The sequence below is a fragment of the Flavobacterium sp. AC105 genome (genome assembly GCF_979258495.1).
In genome coordinates, this window is sequence record NZ_OZ409860.1 from 2,054,034 (window position 1) to 2,075,988 (window position 21,955).

The 21,955-nt window shown below is 32.8% G+C and carries 19 protein-coding genes, 1 tRNA gene and 1 pseudogene; 13 read left to right on the forward strand and 8 right to left on the reverse strand.

From position 1 onward, the window contains the following. Positions 1-78: 78 nt before the first annotated feature. From ACZ0AH_RS09000 to ACZ0AH_RS09030, 7 genes and pseudogenes are all read right to left on the reverse strand, one after another. On the reverse strand, positions 79-864 hold the full coding sequence (locus tag ACZ0AH_RS09000; RefSeq protein WP_463475462.1) for a GLPGLI family protein: 786 nt from the start codon (positions 862-864) through the stop codon (positions 79-81). A 4-nt stretch (positions 865-868) separates the two neighbouring features. Then, positions 869-3,667 (reverse strand): outer membrane beta-barrel family protein, encoded by a 2,799-nt coding sequence (locus ACZ0AH_RS09005; protein ID WP_463475463.1) that lies wholly within the window; start codon positions 3,665-3,667, stop codon positions 869-871. Between the two features lie 461 nt (positions 3,668-4,128). Further along, positions 4,129-4,212, reverse strand: a tRNA-Tyr gene (locus ACZ0AH_RS09010). A 185-nt stretch (positions 4,213-4,397) separates the two neighbouring features. Then, positions 4,398-4,784: pseudogene (locus tag ACZ0AH_RS09015) on the reverse strand (peroxiredoxin family protein); the annotation flags it as partial. 18 nt (positions 4,785-4,802) lie between these two features. After that, the gene (locus ACZ0AH_RS09020; protein ID WP_463475464.1) at positions 4,803-5,564 is read right to left on the reverse strand and encodes a DUF4369 domain-containing protein; all 762 of its coding nucleotides are present in this window, start codon (positions 5,562-5,564) and stop codon (positions 4,803-4,805) included. A 259-nt stretch (positions 5,565-5,823) separates the two neighbouring features. Continuing rightward, entirely contained in the window at positions 5,824-6,264 is a 441-nt protein-coding gene (locus ACZ0AH_RS09025) for a KTSC domain-containing protein (RefSeq protein WP_463475465.1), read from the reverse strand. 752 nt (positions 6,265-7,016) lie between these two features. Beyond that, entirely contained in the window at positions 7,017-7,268 is a 252-nt protein-coding gene (locus tag ACZ0AH_RS09030) for a hypothetical protein (protein WP_463475466.1), read from the reverse strand. An 87-nt stretch (positions 7,269-7,355) separates the two neighbouring features. On the opposite strand from ACZ0AH_RS09030, the gene ACZ0AH_RS09035 reads away from it, so the two are divergent. From ACZ0AH_RS09035 to ACZ0AH_RS09085, 11 genes are all read left to right on the forward strand, one after another. Further along, a complete protein-coding gene (locus ACZ0AH_RS09035) occupies positions 7,356-7,898 on the forward strand; it encodes a hypothetical protein (protein WP_463475467.1) in 543 nt (180 codons plus the stop codon). Then, positions 7,898-8,044, forward strand: coding sequence for a hypothetical protein (locus ACZ0AH_RS09040; RefSeq protein ID WP_089075917.1), 147 nt, complete (start codon positions 7,898-7,900; stop codon positions 8,042-8,044). The genes ACZ0AH_RS09035 and ACZ0AH_RS09040 overlap by 1 nt, the downstream gene beginning before the upstream one ends. Before the next feature lie 90 nt (positions 8,045-8,134). After that, entirely contained in the window at positions 8,135-8,362 is a 228-nt protein-coding gene (locus ACZ0AH_RS09045; RefSeq protein ID WP_463475468.1) for a hypothetical protein, read from the forward strand. Further along, the gene (locus tag ACZ0AH_RS09050) at positions 8,352-8,732 is read left to right on the forward strand and encodes a YchJ family protein (RefSeq protein WP_463475469.1); all 381 of its coding nucleotides are present in this window, start codon (positions 8,352-8,354) and stop codon (positions 8,730-8,732) included. Before ACZ0AH_RS09045 ends, ACZ0AH_RS09050 begins: the two co-directional genes overlap by 11 nt. 106 nt (positions 8,733-8,838) lie before the next feature. Next, complete coding sequence (locus tag ACZ0AH_RS09055; protein WP_463475470.1) at positions 8,839-9,957, forward strand: vWA domain-containing protein; 1,119 nt, start codon at positions 8,839-8,841, stop codon at positions 9,955-9,957. Between the two features lie 156 nt (positions 9,958-10,113). Then, on the forward strand, positions 10,114-11,577 hold the full coding sequence (locus tag ACZ0AH_RS09060; RefSeq protein ID WP_463475471.1) for an AAA family ATPase: 1,464 nt from the start codon (positions 10,114-10,116) through the stop codon (positions 11,575-11,577). 609 nt (positions 11,578-12,186) lie between these two features. Next, the gene (locus ACZ0AH_RS09065) at positions 12,187-12,780 is read left to right on the forward strand and encodes a 2OG-Fe(II) oxygenase (protein WP_463475472.1); all 594 of its coding nucleotides are present in this window, start codon (positions 12,187-12,189) and stop codon (positions 12,778-12,780) included. A gap of 77 nt (positions 12,781-12,857) precedes the next feature. Further along, positions 12,858-13,850, forward strand: coding sequence for a hypothetical protein (locus ACZ0AH_RS09070; protein ID WP_463475473.1), 993 nt, complete (start codon positions 12,858-12,860; stop codon positions 13,848-13,850). A 166-nt stretch (positions 13,851-14,016) separates the two neighbouring features. Further along, positions 14,017-14,871, forward strand: coding sequence for an EamA family transporter (locus ACZ0AH_RS09075; RefSeq protein WP_463475474.1), 855 nt, complete (start codon positions 14,017-14,019; stop codon positions 14,869-14,871). 465 nt (positions 14,872-15,336) lie between these two features. Then, positions 15,337-16,623, forward strand: coding sequence for a Glu/Leu/Phe/Val family dehydrogenase (locus ACZ0AH_RS09080; protein ID WP_463475475.1), 1,287 nt, complete (start codon positions 15,337-15,339; stop codon positions 16,621-16,623). Positions 16,624-16,754: 131 nt separating this feature from the next. After that, positions 16,755-17,975 carry a sterol desaturase family protein gene (locus ACZ0AH_RS09085; RefSeq protein ID WP_463475476.1) on the forward strand — a complete coding sequence of 407 codons (1,221 nt, stop codon included), beginning with the start codon at positions 16,755-16,757 and terminating at the stop codon, positions 17,973-17,975. Between the two features lie 285 nt (positions 17,976-18,260). On the opposite strand, the gene ACZ0AH_RS09090 is transcribed toward ACZ0AH_RS09085, so the two are convergent. Next, positions 18,261-19,859 (reverse strand): DUF6377 domain-containing protein, encoded by a 1,599-nt coding sequence (locus tag ACZ0AH_RS09090; protein ID WP_463475477.1) that lies wholly within the window; start codon positions 19,857-19,859, stop codon positions 18,261-18,263. A 480-nt stretch (positions 19,860-20,339) separates the two neighbouring features. Here ACZ0AH_RS09090 and ACZ0AH_RS09095 point away from each other — a divergent pair, with 480 nt between their 5' ends. Both ACZ0AH_RS09095 and ACZ0AH_RS09100 read left to right on the forward strand, forming a co-directional pair. Then, the gene (locus ACZ0AH_RS09095; RefSeq protein ID WP_463475478.1) at positions 20,340-20,864 is read left to right on the forward strand and encodes a DUF5004 domain-containing protein; all 525 of its coding nucleotides are present in this window, start codon (positions 20,340-20,342) and stop codon (positions 20,862-20,864) included. Positions 20,865-20,872: 8 nt separating this feature from the next. Next, positions 20,873-21,955 (forward strand): antibiotic biosynthesis monooxygenase family protein, encoded by a 1,083-nt coding sequence (locus ACZ0AH_RS09100; RefSeq protein WP_463475479.1) that lies wholly within the window; start codon positions 20,873-20,875, stop codon positions 21,953-21,955.

The following is a 21,955-nucleotide window of genomic DNA, read 5'->3' on the forward strand; positions in this document are numbered from 1 at the left end:
GCTCCATTGATATATTCTGGAAATCTCAGGAAGCATTTAGATTAGTTTTTGTATAAGAAATAAGTTTTCAATAATTTGTTACAAGGAGTAGGCTTGTAATGTCTTTCTTGCCCATTTTCCCCAATTTTTTAAAGCTTCCAAAAGTGTTTTGTTTAGTTCTTTATTGTCAGTAGGTTTCCCTTTAATTGGTGGGGCTAAATCTTTGTCAGAAACTGGAATTTCTGTAACTTTTGTAGCAAACCATGTCATATTTTCGTGTGGCATAGCCAATCCTAAAATTGTTCCGGGTAAGCCTGTAAAAGATTCAGGGCCGCCTGAGAAAGGGATTTGAATTGTATAATAGGCAACAACATAAACAGAATCGATAATTATAGCATTTGCCCTTCGGCATTCATAACCCGCAATTTCTCTGGTTTCATCGGTAATTTTCCAGTCAATTTTACGTAAACTATCTTTAACTAAATATAAATCATCGTAAACGTTTTTTTGGGTAATGCTGGTTTGGGTATCTAGATCTGTGGCGATAACATTTTTTAAATTAGCCATTGCATCATCTGCAATCCAACTGTTGTTGCTTGTTGATTCATTGGTTTCATCCCATTTATATAAACTTTTGTTTTTTGAAAAGCTGAGTGTACTTTTTGCAGTTTTAAATTGTGGATTGTTTTTTTTATAACCTTCAAAAGCTAATTTATAATAACTCTCATTTTCTCCTTTTATTTTTTTTGAAATCAAAGCGTACATATTTGATTTTTTTTCAAATTCGATTACGCCATGTTGTACAAAGTGGTCATTTTGTGCAAAAGTATTGCAGCTTGTCAATACAATTATTAAAATTAAGATGCGATTTATTATTGTTTTCATGGTTTTAGTTTTGTTTAATTTCTCCTCCGCCCATTTTGCTGAAATCCCAGCTTACAGAGAACATAAAGTATCTTTGGATAGTGGTATAAGTACTTTGGTTAATATTTCCATTGAATGCAGAACGATTAAATCCTACATTTTGGTTCAAAAGATCTCTTCCCGTTATAGAAACTTTTAAATTATCTGATTTTAAGAATTTTTTGGTGATAGATGCATTCCAGATAAAACGTTCAAAAGTTTCCTGAATCACTTGCGTTTTTCCATTATATTGATAATTACCATCGGTGCTGATTTCTAATTTGAAAGGTAATTGTATGCTAGTCCAGAAATTTCCATTAAAACCCCAGCCATCACTATTACTATTTTCGTTGATGCTTGCATTAGCAACATTGTAAGTAGGTCCGAAGCTGGTATTAAAATTGTATTTTTTTTCTTTATACTTTGATAAGTTTAAATTAAAGGAATAAGTTGAATTTTTAGTTTGATTCAGTTTTGTATTGATGTAATTATAGTTTACATTTTTATTGGCGCTTAAGCCAATACCTGCCGACAGATCTATTGCTTTAATTGTTCTGCCAAAATTACTGCTCAAATAATAACTTGTTGCAGCTTTGTCTTTTAGGTTTACAAATTGTGATATACTTTCTCCTCTATCATTTGTAACCACATTACTTATTATTGGATTTAGCGTAAAATTATACGATCCATTAACCGAAAAATATTGATTGCTAAGTACTTTATACGAATAATAACTTCCTCTAAAATTATTTTTAAAAGAAGGATCTAAATTTGGATTACCCAAAATCGTATTTAACTGGTTTTGATTATTTCGTATCGGCTGTATTTGTTCTAATGTTGGCTGATCGGTGTTTCCGTTATACGACAAACGCAGTGATTCTCTTTGTTTAAAATTATATTGATAGTTTATCTGAGGCATGTAGTTAACAAATTTTTGCTTAAAAGAACTATCTGTATAAACATTATATTGTTTAAAGTTTACACCACTAAATTTAGAACCAAAAGAAAAAACAGTTTTATTTTTTTTGTAATTAAAAATCGCTCCAAGTTGGTTTATCGTTTGGTCTAATTCATAATTATTACTAAAGATGGAATCCAAAACATTATAATCGCCATTTGAAGATTGATTAAAAGATTTACGATCAGCTTTTCCGTTACTAATGTTGAATCCATAATTAAGAATTACAGATAGACTTTTGGATAACGGTTCGGTATAGATTAAATTTGATTTAAAAGCCGTATTGCTAATAGTATTGACTTTGTTTTGATCGACTACTTTGGTGCTATCCGGACTAATTACGGATGGTGTAAAAAATTCAGCTCTGGAATTTAAATAACCATCACTTTTGCTGTCTGTACTTGATTGGCTTAAATTAAGAGATAATGTTCGGCCCGTTTTTTTAAGTCTTTTGGTTAATAAAGTATTTATATTAAATATTTTATCATCAACATCGTTTGTAGTTGTCTGTTTCAAATTATTCAATTGGTTACCTTGTTCGTCAGTACCTTTTCGCATTTCTGCTTCACTTGAATTACTTTTTTTAAATAATCCATCTACATTTAATTTTAAAGTTAAAGTAGAATCAATTTTAATTTCATAAGCCAGATCAAGTTTATTTTTAGTCATGTTTTTCTCAAAACTCTTGTCTGAAGTATTATAAATGCTGCTGGAACTTAAATTTTGCTGGTTAATATCATTGCGATTTCCTGAAAGTTTGATATCGCCAATCTTATAATTTACATTGATAGATTCTTTATCGTTGTTCCATTTATTGTCAAAATGTATTCCGCCAGTTTGAACTACTGGAATTCCTTCACCATTAAATTGTCCATCCCAACTTTCAAATTCATCATTTCCATTGCTTGAAAAATTAATACCACCGTCATCAGTTACTTGATAGCCGCTTTGTCCATATTTATCTTTATCTCCCCATCCTAATCCTACTTGTCCAGTGTTGCCTAAAATACCATAAGCTGCTAATTTTTTCTTATCCCAAAACTTATTAAACATGGCTTGGCCTTTGTAAAAATTATCAGTTCCTCCTCCGAGTTCTACTTTCCCGAAATGACCTTTTTTTTTGTCTTCTTTAAGTTTAACATTTAGAGTTTTGGTTTTCTGACCATCATCAATTCCTGTAAAAGCGGCCTGATCACTTTTTTTGTCGTACAATTGTACCTTATCAACCATATCCGCACGTAGATTTTTTGTAACTAAAGTGGGATCATCACCAAAAAATTCTTCACCATCAACTAAAACCTTGGTTACAGTTTCGCCCTGAGCGGTAATTTTTCCATCCTTATCAATTTGTATTCCTGGGAATTGTTTTATCAGATCTTCCACTTTTGCATTAGGTTCTATTTTAAATGCTTTTGGATCAAATTCTAACGTATCTCCTTTGATTTTCATGGCGGCTCTATTGCCTTTTATAATTATTTCGGATAGTATTCTTCCTTTATCAGCCAAATTAATTTTACCATAATCTTTGATTAACTTTGTGGAATCAATAGAAAATTGATCTACAAAATCAGCATATTTGAGATAAGAAACCAGTAAAATAAATTTACCGGCCTTAATATTATTCAACTCAAAATAACCATTTTCTTTGGCTCGGGTAAATTTTAGTAAAATAGAATCTTGTGCTCTTAACAAAGAGACTGATGCATTCGTTAAAGTAGAATTGTTTATGGTATCTGTTACATATCCTTTAACTGTGCCTGATATTTGTGCCTGTAAAGTATTTGATAAAAAAAGAAAGCAACATAATACTAGAATTGTTTGTCTCATTAATTGGTTGTGGTTTTTGAAAAAAAGGCATTATAGTTCTATTCTATTTTTGAGAAATAGAAATAAAATGCACTTGTTGTGTGATTTGTTTTTGAGTAAGCAGGATTGTAGATTCTAAAATAGAAATTGAAATAGCACCTTTTGATACAGGTTTGCTGAAGTATAGTGACTTGATTTTATGAAATTCATAATTTTTTTGTGAGGTTTTGGTTGTTAGCGCTGTAAGTTTTAATGATTTTAATTAGTAATTGTTACTATAATAGTTAAATGTAAATATAGTTCAAAAGTAAAAACTTTTGTCGTAGAAATGATGTCCATTCAATAAATAATTTACGCCGATTTTGCCACAGAAATTTTGAGTGTTTTATAAAGGCAGAAAAGTGCTGTAAATAAAAATCTGTGATTGTATTTCAATTTGAATTTAAGCCATAAAAAAAGTCCTAATTTTCATTAGGACTTTTTGGTGGGGAGAGCAGGATTCGAACCTGCGAAGTTTTCACAGCAGATTTACAGTCTGCCCTCGTTGGCCGCTTGAGTATCTCCCCGATCTCAGCGTTAGTGCGCTTTGTTGTTCTAAGCGGTTGCAAATATAGGAACGTTTTTCATGTTTACAAACAAAAAACGAACTTAATTTTAAGTTATTTTAAAGTTATTTTTTAATTCATTGGAATTGAATAAAATAAAAAAATCTCCACTAGGGAGATTTTTTTATTTTATTCAAAAAGTAGGATTATTTTGCTAATAGTTCTACGATTTTTGCTTTCAATTCAGGACCTCTTAAGTCTTGAGCAACTACTTTTCCTGTTGCATCAAGAATAAAAGTTGCCGGAATAGACTGAACACCGTATTGCGCTGCAATTGGTTCTTCCCAAAATTTTAAGTTAGAAACGTGTGTCCAGGTTAAACCATCTTTTGCGATAGCTTCTGTCCACTTGCTTTTTTCTTTATCTAATGAAACTCCAACAATATTTAACCCTTTTGAGTGTAATTCTTTATAAATAGCAACAACATTCGGATTTTCTTTTCTGCATGGTCCACACCATGAAGCCCAAAAGTCTACAATAGTTACTTTGCCTAAACTTTCTTTAAGCGAAACTACTTTTCCTTCCGGATTTGGAGCAGAAAAATCTGATCTTCATTTAGCGCTGCCAACAGGAGGGGCTGACGCACCAACTGCAGGCATTTTTGCTTGACCTATTTTTGTTTTAATTTCTTTACCAGGAGTAGTATTTTTTACAGACTCATCTAGTGCATTGTATAAGCTTTCTGTTTTTTTAATGTCAGCGCTTGGATCAGCAATCATGCTTTGGATAATCAAAGCAGAGATGTAAGATTTTGGGTGACCTTCAGCGTAAGCTAAATATTTCTTTTTAGAATTTGCCTGAACTTCAGTTTGAATTTCCATGTATTGTTTCATCAAACCATTGATAACAGCAGTATCCTGAGCTTGTTGAGCAGCTTGCATTTTTTGAGTATTTTTTTTCTGGAAATCAATTAAACTTTTTTGAGTTTTGTTAAGATCTTCAGTAAATTTCACATACTCATCATTATTATAAGTACCAGAAACTTTAGATTTATGAATGCTATCTTTATCAATAGCAACAGTAATTTCTCCTGTTTCTAAGATAAAAGGAAATGGTTGGTTAGTACCTTGAAGGATTAAAGCGTGAAAAGCTGGTTCAGTTACTTTTCCTTTTATTTCAAATTTTCCGTTTTCAACTTTTACTGTATCAAGAGCTACTGTCATTTTTGTAGTTGGGTCCTGACCTTGAAGAATGATTGTTTTTCCGTTTTCAACTCCTGTTGCAGTTCCTGTAATTAGGTATTCTCCGTCCTTAACTTTGCTGCATGAAATGATCGCTACAGTAGCGGTTAGTAAAAAAAGTATTTTTTTCATTATAAAAAATTAATTAGTTAATTGATTTGTGCAACAAAAGTATCTAAAATTATAAAACTTAAAGAATTTTGTAACCTAAAATTTTGTTATAGTTTTTTTTAGTCTAATTGCCGTGTAATCAGCGTGTTCATTGCCTTAATTTGATTTATTACTCGTAAATGTATTCTTATTTTTAATCTAAATAATCGATTTTCTAATTTTTAGACATAAAAAAAGCACGCTGTTGCCAGAATGCTTTTGAGGATATTTTCGTATAAATCTATTCTTGATTTGTCTTTTTTCTCCAGGTAAAAGAGTTTAAAATGTGTCTTTTTGCGAATCTTCCAGGAGAATCAGCATTTACCATTTTCACGTAAGTAGCTTTAGGAACACTAATGTATTCGTAAACACTTCCGTTTGAAAAATCGATAATTAAACGACCATCAACAAATTTATAATCAGTAATTGATGAAGTTGCGATAGTTTCAGTATATTCAGGTAAATTTGCCTTAATCGTTTCAGGATTAATACTTACCAAAAAGTGATAAGCTTCAATGATAGCCTTGCTTTTTTCTTCTGCTTCTTTTAAACCAGCCTCATCACCTTGAAATTTATCAGGATGTGATTCTTTCATCGCATTACGATAAATGGTTTTTAAATCTTTTAACTCAGCAGTTTTGTCTACGTTTAGTAACTTGCGGTATTCAACTATTTTTTTCATAAATAAGGTAACTACTTGTCTATTAGTTTGAAATTGAAATTAATTGTTCAAAAAGACAAATTTTTTGCAAAGGTACACTTTTTTTTAACTTTTTAGTTTTGATAGAAAAAATATTCGAAAAAAATGTAAAATGTTGATTGTAAGAACGTAAAATGTTTTGTTGATTTAAATTAAAAAGAATAAGGAGCTATTCCCGCTATCCGTTCCAATCTTTTGTGCTGAACCCCAGCACAAAAGGATTTCCACTTTTATCGGGGCTAGGGCATTAATTTCCATAAAAAAATTAGTTTTCTAAAAGGTTTTTTAACTAGGAAATTTAAAAAGTTCGCAAAGCCAGATATTCAACCAGCTTTGCGCCTCTGCGCCTCTGCGCGAAATTCTCGGTATTAATGTAAAAAGCTTAAGAAATAAAAGTCGCAGAGTCGCAAAGTTTTTTCGCCCAAGTAACTTTTAGAAACAAAAAGTTCGCAAAGCCAGATATTCAACCAGCTTTGCGGCTCTGCGACTTTGCGTGAAATTCTCGGTATTAATGTAAAAAGCTTAAGAAATAAAAAATCGCAGAGTCGCAAAGTTTTTCCCCCAAGTAATTTTTAGAAACAAAAAGTTCGCAAAGCCAGATATAAACCAGCTTTGCGAACTTTGTATTTTTCAGCATAACATTATATAAAGATGTTAGCTCCCCGGATTGCGGTAAAATTCTCATTTCAAAACCTGAAACCTGAAACCTGAAACAAAGAAAACCTGAAACAAATCTATTTATCCTCCGGTTTCTGATTCGCTTTATGAAAGTTTTTTGATTTCTTCGGATATTTATCATAACTAATATCGCTCGGATTTTCAATCACTGATTTAATTGTAATCAAATCACCTACAGCATGATTAGTGTGTGCGATTTTATAATCTAAAAGATATTCACCACAAAAATAATTGTTGTTTTCATCTTTCTCCATGATGCCTGTATAAACCCCTTTTTGCAACATTTTTTCTTGTGAATCTTTAGACATGACTTTTTTAATTTAAAATTTAAGGTACAAAGTTAATCAATTTATGTTTGTTTTAGGGAGTTTTGGTCAATCTGAGTATATTTGCACATGCAAAAAAACTTTAAGCCACATCCTAATTCTTTCAAAAATACCTTTTGTGTTTTTCATGAAGTGCTTGGGGATGAAATTGAAGGTTTGAAAATTCAGTTTGAGAGCAAAGCCGGAAGCACCTATTATTATACCGAAGCCGGAATGTACCGTGTTTCGAATCATTGGGGAAGATTAGCCAACAGCAAATGGCGTTTGCTAGCGCGTGAACCGGAAACCGAATCGAAAACAAAAATTGGTTTTGCCGCCTGGAACGAATTTTATCCCGATAATGCCGAAGAAAAGCTCTATTATATTGATGCCGATTTTGATAAGAATACTGTAACCTATCAGCATAAAAAAAATCCGAAATACGATCAGAAAGCGGTGTTGCGAACAAGTTTTGAAACGACAAAACGAATCAAACAGATTCGGAATTTACAGCAATTAACATCCTGGGCAAAACATTTTGATTATGAAGATATAGATGATTTACGAAAACAAATTATCACCGAATTGATTTTTACCGAGAAAACTTTAGAAGAAATTAAAAGAGAAATATAATGGGACGCAACAACGAAAGAAATATCAAAAAGCACAACGACAAACTGCACAAAGCCCAAAATAAAGTAAAGCAGGCCGAAATTGCACGTAAAGAAAAGCTGAAAGAAATTATCAAAAAATTCAACGAAGACAAGAAAGAAGAATAAATGTTTCAAGTTTTTTTAGTTTCAAGTTTTAAGTTGCGTCACGGAACTTGAAACTTGAAACCTGAAACAAAAATAACAAAACAAGAAAATATGAAATTCAAAGATTTAAAAGTAAGTGTGCAGGAAATTATAGATTTAATTGCTGCAAAAAACGACAGAGAAGCTAATAATAAATTGCTTGAAGTAAACGAAACATTAGACGAAATGCTGGATCATGCAGAAGAAGATGAAGATTTAAGAGAAATCAGCAGGTATCAGGTTTTATTAAATCAATTACATGTAAAAATTAACGGCGAAGAGCAAGTTGATGGAGAATAAAAAGTGCTTTTGCGATACCGGTTTGCTGTTTGAAAATTGCTGCGGATTGTATCTTGAAAACAATCAGAAAGCACCAACTGCATTGGCTTTAGTGCGTTCGAGATATTCTGCTTATGCAACTCATAATGCCGATTATCTTTTGGAAACTACTCATGTTCCGGAAAGGCAATATTATTCTAAAGCAGAAATTCTAAAATGGGCAACAAGCAATAAATGGCAAAAACTGGAAATTCTAAGTTTTACCGAAAATACGGTTGAGTTTAAAGCTTCTTTTTTAGATTCAAATCAAAAATTGCAGACGCATTACGAATTTTCTACTTTTAAATTCGAAAATAATACATGGTATTATGTTGACGGAAAGTTTGAATAATTACTAAATTTATAAGGAAATTCAGCCTCTTTTGTTTCAATATTTTAACTAAAAATTAATAAACGTTTCTTTTTTCGTAATTCTAAAATAGCGTAATTTTAGAATTATGAAAAACGAATTTAAAAAAGGTTTTTATTTTAAGTCGTACGAAGCCCCATTTCAGTCTCCGTTTGAAAAACTTTTTGGTATTTTCAAAGAGTTAATCACCCATACTTCGGGCGATTTTGATGAAGCTATAGACTGGCTTCGGGAGTTGGACAATGAATATAAACTGACGGACGAGAACTACACAATCGATGATTTTATCGAAGATTTAAAAAAGAAAGGTTACATAAAAGACGAGGTCAAAGAAGATGGTTCAGGAGGTTTTGGTATCACTGCTAAAACAGAACGTGCAATCCGACAACAAGCGTTAGATCAGATTTTCGGGAATTTGAAACGTTCCGGAAACGGAAATCACAAAACCAAACATGCCGGAAATGGCGATGAACATACCGGAGAATTTCGTGAATTTAATTTTGGAGATGGTTTAGAACGTATTTCATTGACAGAAAGCCTTCGAAATGCCCAAATCAATAATGGTGTTGAAAGTTTCATGCTGACCGAAAATGATTTGGTTGTCGAAGAAACCCAATACAAAGCTCAAATGAGTACGGTTTTGATGATCGACATTAGCCACAGTATGATTTTGTATGGCGAAGACCGAATCACGCCGGCCAAAAAAGTAGCCATGGCTTTAGCCGAATTAATCACAACGCGATATCCAAAAGATACGCTGGATATATTAGTTTTCGGAAACGATGCCTGGACAATTCCAATTAAGGATTTGCCGTATTTGCAAGTTGGGCCTTATCATACAAACACAGTTGCAGGTTTGCAATTGGCAATGGATATTTTGCGTAGAAAACGAAATACCAACAAGCAAATTTTTATGATTACCGATGGAAAACCAAGCTGCGTTCGCGAACGTGATGGTTCCTATTATATGAACAGCAACGGACTCGACGAATATATTGTCGATAAATGTTACACTCAGGCGCAACAAGCCAGAAAATTACACATTCCGATTACGACATTTATGATTGCAAACGATCCGTATTTGCAGCGTTTCGTTAATCATTTTACAGAAGCCAATCAGGGAAAAGCATTTTATACCGGACTAAAAGGTTTGGGCGAAATGATTTTTGAAGATTATGAAACAAATAGGAAGAAGAGAGTTAGGTAGTTTTCAGTCTCAGTTTACAGCTGTCACGCTGAGCGAAGTCGAAGCGCTTTGCACATAAAGCATATCGTAGAGCCCCACAGCAGTGCGTCTCCCGCAAAGAAATGACACAATCTTTGTCATTCAAAAAAATAATAATAAAAACATATTTCAATAAAAATGGAAATAAATAATATAACAACATTAGGTCAATTAAAAGCCTCAGGATATAAAAGTACAAGCATCAAAGACGAATTGCGAAATAATCTTCGTGAGAAAATCAAATCAGGAAAACCGGTTTTTGAAGGTGTTCACGGTTTTGAGAATACCGTAATTCCGGAATTAGAACGCGCAATTTTATCACGTCATAATATCAATTTATTAGGACTTCGTGGTCAGGCCAAAACGCGTTTGGCTCGTAAAATGATCGAATTATTAGACGAATATATTCCGTTTGTTACGGATTCTGAAATCAATGACGATCCGTTAAATCCAATTTCACGTTTTGCCAAAGATATTATTGCCGAAAAAGGCGATGAAACGCCAATTTCATGGTTGCACAGAAGCGAACGTTTCTTCGAAAAATTAGCAACTCCGGATGTTACCGTTGCTGATTTAATTGGAGATGTTGACCCGATTAAAGCCGCAAATCTAAAATTATCATATGCTGATGATCGCGTAATTCACTTTGGGATGATTCCGAGAGCAAACCGTTCTATTTTCGTAATCAACGAATTACCGGATTTACAAGCCAGAATTCAGGTTGCTTTGTTTAATATTTTGCAGGAAGGTGATATCCAAATTAGAGGATTTAAGTTAAGAATGCCGCTGGATATGCAGTTTATCTTTACGGCAAATCCGGAAGATTATACCAATAGAGGAAGTATTGTAACACCTTTAAAAGATAGAATTGGTTCTCAAATCCTGACGCATTATCCTGAAAGTGTTGCCATTGCAAGAACAATTACAGAACAAGAAGCAAAACTGGACGAAACACAACACAAGTTGGTTTATGTGCCAAGTTTAGCCAAAGATATCTTAGAGCAAATAAGTTTTGAAGCGCGTGAAAGCGAATATATAGATAATAAAAGTGGTGTGAGTGCCAGAATGAGTATCACGGCTTTTGAGAATTTAATGAGTACTGCCGAACGTCGTGCCTTAAAAGCTGGAACAGATAAAACGGTTTTAAGATTATCAGATTTCATCGGAATAATTCCTGCGATTACCGGAAAAGTAGAGTTGGTTTATGAAGGCGAACAGGAGGGAGCAGCGTTTGTGGCTCAAAATTTAATTGGTTCAGCTATTAAAACTTTATTTCCAACGCTGTTGCCTAAAATAGAAAAGCTTGAAAAACCAGATGCAAAAACACCATATTCTGATTTAATAGAATGGTTTTTTGCCGAAAGTGGTTTCGAATTATTAGATGATGCTTCAGATGCAGATTATCAGGCTATTCTCGATGAAGTAACACCGCTGGATGTTTTAGTAAAAAAATGTCAGCCTCAATTAGATAAAAAAGACCAGTATTTCTTCAAAGAATTTATTTTATGGGGATTGGTTGAATATAAAAAATTAAGCAAAGATCGTTTTGCACAAGGACATCAGTTTAAAGATATGTACGGAAGTTATATTAGTAAATTGTAATTAATTATTGATTGTGAATTATAAATTATAATTACGTTTTAGACATAAACCCGACAGGTTTTTAAAATCTGTCGGGTTTTTTGTTTTTCAGTTTTCTGACAATTTTATTAAGCTAATTTTTAAGTTTGTCACCCTGAGCGAAGTCGAAGGGCGCTCCAATTGGAATGGGCTTCGACTCCGCTCAGCCTGACAAAACGATCGGTAAAAAAAAATGCCAAAGTTTTTATTGAGAAGTTGACTCATACGTATAACGCTACAAAGATTGGCGACTTTTATTGCTGAGTTTCTAGCGATCCTTCCTTCGTCAGGATGACAAGATTGTCTGAAAACTGAAAACTGAAAACTAAAAACTGAAAATTGAGCAATTATTAGACTTCACTTCGCTCGCGAGAGGGATAGAAGAACGCTACCATGTAGCGCGGATAGCCCGACAGTATCCCGTAAGAGGGCGAATACTCGCACAGAAATTTTGCCCTCGTATCGGAATGGTGGCTCGCCCAAAGTATGATTGTAGTTCTCTTGTTTTATTTATTGAAAATAAACCTATTACCATTTTAATTTCGTCTACCTTGCTACGTGGGCTGTATTTGCAGTTTTTCCCAAACAAAAATGGAAGATGGTTTTGAAGATCTGATTGCGAGTTATATCGAAAATAAAGTAGGTATTTCTGAACACTTTTTAAATGCCGAACTGGCGAATAATCTCAAACAAAATTTACTGAATTTAAACGAAAATAGTCTACTGTTAGCAGCCGGAATTGGCAATTCTGAGAAGCTTTCTTATGATGGGGCGGTTAGAAGTGATTCTATATATTGGCTCGATAAAGAGAATAATAATCTTTTTGAAAATGAGTTTTTTGATAAAATTGATGCCTTTATAGTGTATTTAAATGAAAGTTGTTATGCCGGAATCACCGGTTATGAATTTCATTATTCTTTGTACGAAACAGGCGATTTCTATTTGAAACATTTAGATCAGTTTAAAAATAATCCAAGCCGGAAATATTCTATGATCAGTTACTTAAATAGTAATTGGCAGGAAAGCGATGGCGGAGAATTGATGATTCATCAGGAAAACAACAATCAGAAAATTGCTCCAACTCAAGGCAAAACAGTATTCTTTAAAAGCAACGAATTAGTTCATGAAGTTCTGGTTACTCAAAACACCAGAATGAGTATTACGGGTTGGCTGAAGAGTGATTAATATTTCTAAATTTTATTTTGTCATATTATAAAATATATATTTGTAGATATAAATTTAGATAATTAATTGAAACACTTATGAGATCTGGTTTTAGCGAAATAGAATTCCAGTTTGCTGTAATGATGGGATATTACGCAACATTTTTAAAACAAGGTGATTTAAATTTTTATATGCCAACAGCAGCGGAAGAGAATAGTGACTTTGCTTCTGATTGGTTTTATGAAAGTACTCCAGGTGTTCATCTGTACATGCAATTTAAGAATTCTAAAGAAGCTGCAAATATTAGAAAAACGCAAAGAATTGATTACTTTAAGAATTCAACTGAAATTTATTTATCGGATAACAAATGTTTGTTTGCAGGCGATAATAAGGGCGTTTACGAGTTTGAAATTTATAAAAAAGATAATGAATATCAACAGCATAATTTACTTTTTAGTAATGGAAAGACTAGTAGTAGTTTAGCTTTTTATGTGGCTCCTATATTTATATTAAGAGTTGAATTATTAGAAAATTTAAAAAAATGGTTAAGGGAAGAAAAAAGTTCAAGTGAATTATTCTATTATTTAACTGATATGAAAGCTAATAGTGATTTTGAATTTCCCAGAGATGATTTTTCTTTTTTTGATGAAGTTGTTTATATTGAACCACATAAAAAAATTATTGATAATTCTAGTCATCATTATTGTTTTAATAAATCCCGAGATATTTCATTTCATTCAGAAATTACTCCATTAAAAAATAACGGTTTTACTTTTTTTGAAGTAATGAGAAAGATAATTGTAAAATTGGAAAAAGGAAATGGAGAGGTAACGACATTGTTGAAAGAAGCTGATAAAAATTTAGAAGAAATAAAAGAATATTTTGGAAAACATAATAATGCAACACTTAGAGAGTATATTCTTGAAACTATATTGCCTTCGGAAGATATATCTGTAAATATTTTTACGGAACTTGATATGATGAAGGAAAATAAAGATTATGGTAAATATATTTTTGTAATTAATTCACTTTATAAGAAAATTTTTAATATTGAAATTGTTTTTGTTTATAATACTTTTGAGTCTATGTAACTCAGGGTAAAACGGTATTCTTTAAAAGCAATGAATTAGTTCATGAAGTCCTGGTTACTCAAAACACCAGAATGAGTATTACAGGCTGGCTTAAGAGTAATTAATTGTGTGTTTTTTGAAAGTATAAAATAGATAAACACTATTTTTGCATTCAAAATTTAATCCTATGCTGTTTCTTGTTTTAAGTATTCTTTGTAGCGTAATTGTTGGTGTGATTTTCAAAATCACCCGAAAATACAACGGTAATCCCACTCAAATTGTCGCTTTTAATTACGTGTTTGCATTAGCACTTTGTTACCTCACTTTTACTCCGGATTTATCGGAAATCAACACAAATGCACCGTGGGATATTTACATTGCAATTGGAATTTTATTACCTGTCGTTTTTCTGTTTTTAGTAGCTTCTATAAAGCATATGGGAATCGTAAAAACAGATGCAGCGCAACGATTATCTTTGTTTATCCCAATATTGGCTGCCTGGTTTATCTTTAAAGAAGAATTTAACTCTTATAAAGTTATCGGACTTATAATTGGCTTTTTAGCACTTTTATTCATCTTAAAAAAACAAGCTGCAAACACAGCAAACAAATGGATTTTTCCTGCTGTGGTTTTATTAGGTTTTGGCGTTATTGATATTCTTTTTAAGCAAATTGCCCTTTATACGACTTTGCCGTACACGACTTCTTTATTTCTGGTTTTTTGTATTGCTTTGGGAGTTTCCATAGTGATTTCTGTTTATGAAATAGGAGTGAAAGGCGTGAAATTAGCATCAAAAAATATTCTTTTTGGAGGTTTGGTCGGAATCTTTAATTTCGGAAATATTCTATTTTATTTAAAAGCGCATAAGGCTTTCGCCGAAAATCCGTCAACGGTTTTTGCAGGAATGAATATGGGCGTTATCATTTTGGGCAGCCTTGTTGGATTGCTTTTTTTCAAAGAAAAATTATCCAAAATAAATTTTATAGGCATCTTTTTAGCCCTAATTTCTATTGTTTTAATTGTTATTTCACAATTTAATTAAATTTTTTAATACGTCTAAAACCTTAATTTACAGCTGTTTTTGTATTATGTTTTGATATTTTAAAAATAAACTCGACCAATTCTATAGAATTTATAAATTATATTTATAAATTTGCAATAACAATGGAAAACTATAGTCTAAATATCATCCAGTTTATATGCAACTCAAAGATGTGTTGCATGATGAACCATGCGATGAAATGGCGTTAATAGAGAAAGTACACTTGTTAGTTATTTTTTTTTAGCCTTTCATACACCAATGAAAGGCTTTTTTTAGACTATTAAAAAATGAAGGATATGAGATCAAATAGAAATAGAAATATAATGATGCAATGCTGTCTTATTAAAATCCCGTGTTGGCGAATGCAGTAATTATTAATAAATAAAGACTCTTTTGAACACAATTAAAAAGTGTTTTTAATGAAAAAAATTTAATCGAATAACCCCAATTTTAAAGATATATAGTATGAGTGCAGAAATAATTAAACAGAACCCCTTTCAATCTATGATTGATCGATTTAATATCGCAGCTGATATTTTAAATTTAGATGAATCGATCAGGCAGAAATTACAGCGTCCGGAAAAACAGATTGTGGTAAATTTCTCGATTACTTTGGATAACGGAACAGTTCAAAATTTTGAAGGATATCGCGTAATTCACAATACAGCTTTAGGTCCGTCAAAAGGCGGAATTCGTTATGATACGGGTGTAAACCTTGACGAAGTAAAAGCACTTGCAGCCTGGATGACCTGGAAATCTGCTGTAACCGGAATTCCGTTTGGAGGAGCAAAAGGCGGCATTATTTGTGACCCAAGAAAACTTTCTAAAACCGAATTAGAAAAAATTACACGGGCATATACAAAAGCCTTATCAGATATTTTTGGACCTGAAAAAGATGTTCCGGCACCGGATATGGGAACAGGACCTGACGAAATGGGCTGGTTAATGGATGAATTTTCATTGGTTCACGGTAAAACAATTCATGCCGTTGTAACCGGAAAGCACTTGCATTCAGGTGGTTCATTGGGCAGGGTAGAAGCAACAGGAAGAGGCGTTAGTATTATTACCTTATTGGCACTTCAAAAATTAAAACTAAGACCGGCAAAATCTACAGTTGCCATTCAGGGATTTGGAAATGTTGGTTTGCATTCGGCTTTGTTTTTATTCGAAAAAGGATTAAAAATTGTGGCAGTTAGCGATGTTTCAGAGGCTTTTTTCAATCCTGACGGGCTTAATATCCCGGAACTGATTTTGTATTATAACCTGAATAACAAAAGTATAAAAGGATATCCAAATTCAGTTGCGATCAAACACGAAGATTTATTGCTTTTGGATGTTGACGTTTTGATTCCGGCGGCAAAAGAAGATGTAATTACACAAAAAAATGCCAAGGATATTAGAGCAAAAATCATTGTAGAAGGCGCAAACGGACCTATTTCTTCTGATGCTGATAAAATATTACACGAGAACAATGTGTTGGTCGTTCCTGATATTTTGGCAAATGCCGGAGGTGTTACCGTTTCGTATTTTGAGTGGTTACAAAACTCACTTTTAGAGTCCTGGAGAATTCATCAGATTAATACACGTTTGGAAGATATATTAGAAAAAGGTTTTGAAACCGTTTTCAGAATTGCGCTTAAGCATAATGTTACGCCAAGAATTGCGGCTTATATCATTGCTTTGAAAAAAGTAGCAGATACACAAGCCGTAAAAGAAGTAGCATTGGATGCTCCGAAATTCAAGCAAAATTAGAGATTAACTTCTAATTAAAAGTAAAAGACCATTTTCATCAATTAATGTTATTTAATTGGTGAAAATATCTTTGTTTTGATTATACCGAATTATTTATGAATTTTTATGAATCAAAAAAAGTAATTTTTAAAATGGAACATATTAATTTTCTTGCCTTCGCAATGCCCGCTTTTTTCTTGTTTTTATTTTTGGAATATAAGGTGGCGCAACTAAGAGAAAGACCGGAAATTTTCAATTATGAAAGTTCTGTTTCGAATATTAGTATTGGTATTGCTGAAAGATTAATCAACTTATTCATCGCCGCAAGTTTTTATCAATTGTATTATTTGATCTATGATAATTATCGAATTTTTGATATTCCGAGTAATGCATTTGTATGGCTTGCACTCATTCTTGCCACAGATTTTGTCTGGTATTGGTACCATCGATTAGGACATGAAGTCAATTTTTTCTGGGCAGCGCATATTGTGCACCATCAGAGTGAAGAATTCAATTTTACGGCTGCGGCCAGAATTACCACTTTTCAGGCAATTGTAAGAACCGGATTTTGGTGTGTTTTGCCTTTTATTGGTTTTCATCCATCAATGGTAATCACGATGCTCATTGTTCACGGAGCGTATTCTTTCTTCACACATACGCAGCTTATTGGTAAGATAAAATGGCTGGAATATGTTTTTGTAACGCCATCTATTCACGGAATTCATCACGCTTCTGACGAGAAATATTTAGATAAAAATTACGGCGATATCTTTACGTTTTGGGATCGTATTTTTGGCACTTTTCAGGAAGAAGAAGAAAGGCCAAAATACGGATTAACGCATCCGCTGAAAAGCTATAGTTTCTTATGGCAGCATTTTCATTATTATTTTGAAATATTCGAATTATGGAAACGTTCTTCTGGTTTTAAAGAAAAATGGAAAGCCGTTTTTGGAAGCCCCGCGCACATGGATCAGGATATTCGTCCTATCTTAGAAAAACGCTTTCTGCAGGATAAGGAAAATCCGCATCAAAGGCTTCGGTTCAGAAATTATCTCTACATTCAATTAGGTTTTTGTACGTTGGTTTTAACCATTTTTACCTATTATTTTGATTTGCTGAATATGCTGGATAAACTTTTTGTGCTTTCTATTATCCTGATCACTTTAGTCAACTGTGGCGCTTTATTAGAACAGCGAAAATGGATGTATTATCTGGAATATGCACGTATTTTTATTATCACGACTTATTTATTGTATGAAGAAAATATGCTGACTTTTTTCTTTGTACCAGTTGCGATTATGATTTTTGCAGAACAATTATTTTCTCTTGGAAAGCGTTATCAAAATGTGATCCTTCAATTGGAATCAGAATGAAAATGGCCCACGGATTGAACGGGTTAAACGGATTATCACAGATTTTTTATTGTATGAATTTGTATGATCTGGAGGATGTAGCTTAAAAAGGGTCGCCACGAATTCACGAATTATTATTCTCATCTGCATGAATAAAAATTCGTGAATTTGTGGCGTTTTTTTTTCGACAAAGTTTTGTTTTCCTGCAAGGTTTCCAAAACCTTGTAGGTATTACAATTATCACTATTGCAGATAAAACATACCTACAAGGTTTGGAAACCTTGCAGGATATCAATAAATAGAAAATTATATCGTTTTAATCGCCATAATTTTCTCTTCAAAAGTATCTTTAAAATCGGATTTGCTTTTAATTCTGGTTTTATACGTATAGATTGTAGCCACAGAAAGTTCAAGAAATTCTGCCATTTGGTTACTATCCTGAATTCCCAATCGGTACAAGGCAAAAATTCGAAGTTCTGTGTTTAGAAGCTCTCCTTTTTTGACAATACATTTATGATCATTCGGGAACAAATTATTAAAATCCGTCACAAAAGTTGGGAATAACTTCAGGAAGATTTCATCAAATTGGTGAAAGAGATTTTCGCGTTCTTCCTTTACATTATAACGTTTTAAACTCGCAATAACTTCATCGGTTTTCTTGGTGATTATCTTATGTAATGTACTTTTTTGAATATGATCTATTTTATTAATGAAAGCAGAAGTTGCTTTGATAAAATAGGTAATATATTCTTCTTTAATAGCATTTGCTTCGCTCAGGCTTACGTTCATTTCCTGAAGCTGCTGGTAAGATGAAGCCATTATTTTTCTGGCTTTATTCTTTTCTTTTAATTGTTTAAAAATAATAATCAAAAACAAAATAATAATTACCGTTAAAATCGTCAACAGAATAATAATACGTTCGAGTTTATCATTTTTGTCCTTTACATTATTCAGTTGCGCTTTTTCGATAATAGGTAAAATCGATGAAATTTCAATTTTTCGATGTCTCGCATTGTAGAACGTCGCATCATCCATGGCAATGTTGATATACTCATTGGCCTTGTCCAGATAACCCATTTTAAAGAGTTCATTGGCTAAATTCCGGAGTGCGACGGTTTCTTTTGTAGCATTTTTAACATCGGCAATAGCGGCGAGTGCGAGATAATAAATGGCTTTTTTAGTATAGCCTCGTTCCGAATAAATATAACCAAGACTCGAAGTCGCAATTCCGTAATAATCCGGTGGTAATTTATAGTTGTTAATCCAGTAACTAAAAGCAAATTCGGCACCACGCCAATCCTGCTGTTTTAGTCGTTTTAAGCTTTCTGCAGCCCAATATTCGTTTGTATTTGTTCCAATTAATTCTAATGCTTTTTTCAGGAAATGATTCCCTTGCTGTACATAATGAATATTAAAACGCTGGTCCTTGTTATAATCGGCGAGATCATAATAGGCGCGGGCTTTTATAGAATAGTATTCAAACTTGTTTTTTTGGTCGAGTTTGGTGTCGTTTATTACATTTAAAGTGTCAATGGCTTCTTTAAAAAGTCCCGACGAAAGCAAAACAAAACCTTCTTTGATTCGGCTTTGAGCCAAATATTTGGGATCTTTTAAAACAATTGCCTTGATTTTTGCTTCTTCAAGATAATAATAAGCAGAGTCATATTTAAAAGATTTGTACTCTTCAAATAAAGACATATAACTGTTATACAGCTGTTCGTTGTTTTGACTTACTGTAAATTTTGAAACGTTCCTTTTCAGGGCTTCTATTTTATGATACTTCTGTTTGAGGTAAACCTCTTTTTTGAGCAGTACTTTATCTAATTCTTCTAGAACAGGATTTGTCTCTTTCGCAGTTAGAGAAAAACCTGTTATCAAAAAATATAGAATGAATATTCTTTGCATGATTTGGTTTTGGTTTAGGGGTAGATAATTTTTAAGTCGGTTTGAGTTAATTCGTTTTTAATTCAAAATTAGTGTAAGAGTTGGTGATTAGCAACTTTTTAGAAAACAGCATTTCCTTTTTATGATACTTATAAAAAGAGGGTTTTTGACGTGAAAATGTTTCAGGAATGTTAAAAGTAGTCTAATAACTTGCAATTATACAATAAAAAGCTAATAAATATATATATAGTGAAAAAATATTCAACTTTAATTTTGATATTGTCATTATTACCATTAATTATATGCTGTTTTTTATCTAAACAACACCTTGATTTTTACAAATATAAAAATATTTTATTTGCTTGATAGTCAATTAGTTGATTTAAAACTGATTGAGATTATATCTTGATTTTTCACAGATATTTTTTTTTAGATTTATTTAACATCTAGTTTCGTGCTGTCCTTTGAAAGGGATAAAAAACTAACAAAAACCACAAATTTATGAGATGTAAAAGTATTTATTGGTTAGCTGTTATGATGTGTTTCGTGGCCATTGGCTGTGACAATATTGATGACGGAAGCTACGTTGATCCGATTACCAATTACGAGAAAGTAAATGGAAACTGGGGATTAACAAATTTAAAGATGGTAGATGAATTTGCTAAGGCAAATAAGATCGAACCACACGAAGAAAACTTGAGTACCTGGTTTAACTACGAAGATTTTAAAATTAAATTCAGCGTAGACGAAAAAAACAATCCTACCAGTTATGAAGTTACGGGCAATGTTCCGCCATTATTTGCCCCAAAAGGATATTGGAAATTAAGCACAGATTTTCAGCAGACAAATGCAAGCGGTCCTTCAAAAATCTATTTGTATAGTGATGCTAACAAAACTCAAAAAACAGATGAACTTTTATTGACTTCTGTTCCTGGAAAAACAGGCGAAATGGAGTTGCAATTAATGCATTCTTCAGGAGGCATTCCGTTTGTGTCTTATGTGTTCAAATTAACTGCTATTAATTAAAAAGTAATATGAAAAAGTTTATATATACAATTTTATTTGCCCTTTTAATGGCTCCTAATTTTACGCAGGCACAAGAAGCCGCAGGAGCTGTTGGCCCAATATCATCATTTCCGGTGGTATACAAATATGATGAAAAAGTGACGTGGTATTTTGATATGTCAGGATCCACTTTTGCAGAAAACGAAGATCTTTATATCTGGATCTGGTCACCATCTGAACCGGATGCAGGAAACTGGGAAAACTCATCTGACTTTGCAAAACTAACGCACGTAAAAGATAAAATCTGGAGTTTTACATTAACTCCAACCGAATATTTTTCTAAAACCCCGGATGAAATTGCAGCAAGTGCCGGATTTTGGTTTCGTTTAAAAAACAAAAACGGATCTAAACAAAGCGATGTTGCGAGTATAGCGTATACTGATTTTTCATCATTTTACACGGCGAATGAGCTGATCAGAGCTTATCCGACAAAACCAACAATTGATAAAGGAGTAAGTATTTTGTTTAATGCCAATTTAGCTCCAGGATTTGCAGGCGCTACAAGCGTTCATATGCATAGTGGTCTGAACGATTGGGACATCAAACAAGAATACCAATCATGGTTACCGGACATCGTTGAGAAAACAAAACTAAAAGATTTAGGAAACGGTTTTTATAAAATGGATTTAGTTCCAAAGGATTATTACAATGCTCCGGAAGGTTACGAGATGAAAAATTTAGTTTTTTTGATGGTAAAAGATGATTGGGCAGGAACAACTCCGGATCAGGTTTTATACGCAGGAACTTATGTACCGCCACCGCCACCTGTATTTGCATTTTTCCCATTGCAAATTAGTCAAAAAGATTTTCTTGGAATGTCAAGAAAAAACAATGAGTCGGGCGTAAACAAACTGATTTACACGATTACTGCGGGAAGTAAAATAATTACGGGTGAATTTGCAGGAGGAACGGCTGAAATAAAAGGATTTGTCAATTTAGTTTCAGAACTAAACGGGATTCAAAATTTGACTGAAATTCATGTTTTGGTAAAAGACAATAAAGACAAAACTATTTCAGATACAACGATGCCTCTTAAAACTTTAGACAAATAA

Bases quoted from the DNA above. Each gene is read 5' to 3' on its own strand.
- ACZ0AH_RS09000 (WP_463475462.1), bottom strand. From the start codon at position 864: ATGAAAACAATAATAAATCGCATCTTAATTTTAATAATTGTATTGACA.
- ACZ0AH_RS09005 (WP_463475463.1), bottom strand. From the start codon at position 3,667: ATGAGACAAACAATTCTAGTATTATGTTGCTTTCTTTTTTTATCAAAT.
- ACZ0AH_RS09020 (WP_463475464.1), bottom strand. From the start codon at position 5,564: ATGAAAAAAATACTTTTTTTACTAACCGCTACTGTAGCGATCATTTCA.
- ACZ0AH_RS09025 (WP_463475465.1), bottom strand. From the start codon at position 6,264: ATGAAAAAAATAGTTGAATACCGCAAGTTACTAAACGTAGACAAAACT.
- ACZ0AH_RS09030 (WP_463475466.1), bottom strand. From the start codon at position 7,268: ATGTCTAAAGATTCACAAGAAAAAATGTTGCAAAAAGGGGTTTATACA.
- ACZ0AH_RS09035 (WP_463475467.1), top strand. From the start codon at position 7,356: ATGCAAAAAAACTTTAAGCCACATCCTAATTCTTTCAAAAATACCTTT.
- ACZ0AH_RS09040 (WP_089075917.1), top strand. From the start codon at position 7,898: ATGGGACGCAACAACGAAAGAAATATCAAAAAGCACAACGACAAACTG.
- ACZ0AH_RS09045 (WP_463475468.1), top strand. From the start codon at position 8,135: ATGAAATTCAAAGATTTAAAAGTAAGTGTGCAGGAAATTATAGATTTA.
- ACZ0AH_RS09050 (WP_463475469.1), top strand. From the start codon at position 8,352: ATGGAGAATAAAAAGTGCTTTTGCGATACCGGTTTGCTGTTTGAAAAT.
- ACZ0AH_RS09055 (WP_463475470.1), top strand. From the start codon at position 8,839: ATGAAAAACGAATTTAAAAAAGGTTTTTATTTTAAGTCGTACGAAGCC.
- ACZ0AH_RS09060 (WP_463475471.1), top strand. From the start codon at position 10,114: ATGGAAATAAATAATATAACAACATTAGGTCAATTAAAAGCCTCAGGA.
- ACZ0AH_RS09065 (WP_463475472.1), top strand. From the start codon at position 12,187: ATGGAAGATGGTTTTGAAGATCTGATTGCGAGTTATATCGAAAATAAA.
- ACZ0AH_RS09070 (WP_463475473.1), top strand. From the start codon at position 12,858: ATGAGATCTGGTTTTAGCGAAATAGAATTCCAGTTTGCTGTAATGATG.
- ACZ0AH_RS09075 (WP_463475474.1), top strand. From the start codon at position 14,017: ATGCTGTTTCTTGTTTTAAGTATTCTTTGTAGCGTAATTGTTGGTGTG.
- ACZ0AH_RS09080 (WP_463475475.1), top strand. From the start codon at position 15,337: ATGAGTGCAGAAATAATTAAACAGAACCCCTTTCAATCTATGATTGAT.
- ACZ0AH_RS09085 (WP_463475476.1), top strand. From the start codon at position 16,755: ATGGAACATATTAATTTTCTTGCCTTCGCAATGCCCGCTTTTTTCTTG.
- ACZ0AH_RS09090 (WP_463475477.1), bottom strand. From the start codon at position 19,859: ATGCAAAGAATATTCATTCTATATTTTTTGATAACAGGTTTTTCTCTA.
- ACZ0AH_RS09095 (WP_463475478.1), top strand. From the start codon at position 20,340: ATGAGATGTAAAAGTATTTATTGGTTAGCTGTTATGATGTGTTTCGTG.
- ACZ0AH_RS09100 (WP_463475479.1), top strand. From the start codon at position 20,873: ATGAAAAAGTTTATATATACAATTTTATTTGCCCTTTTAATGGCTCCT.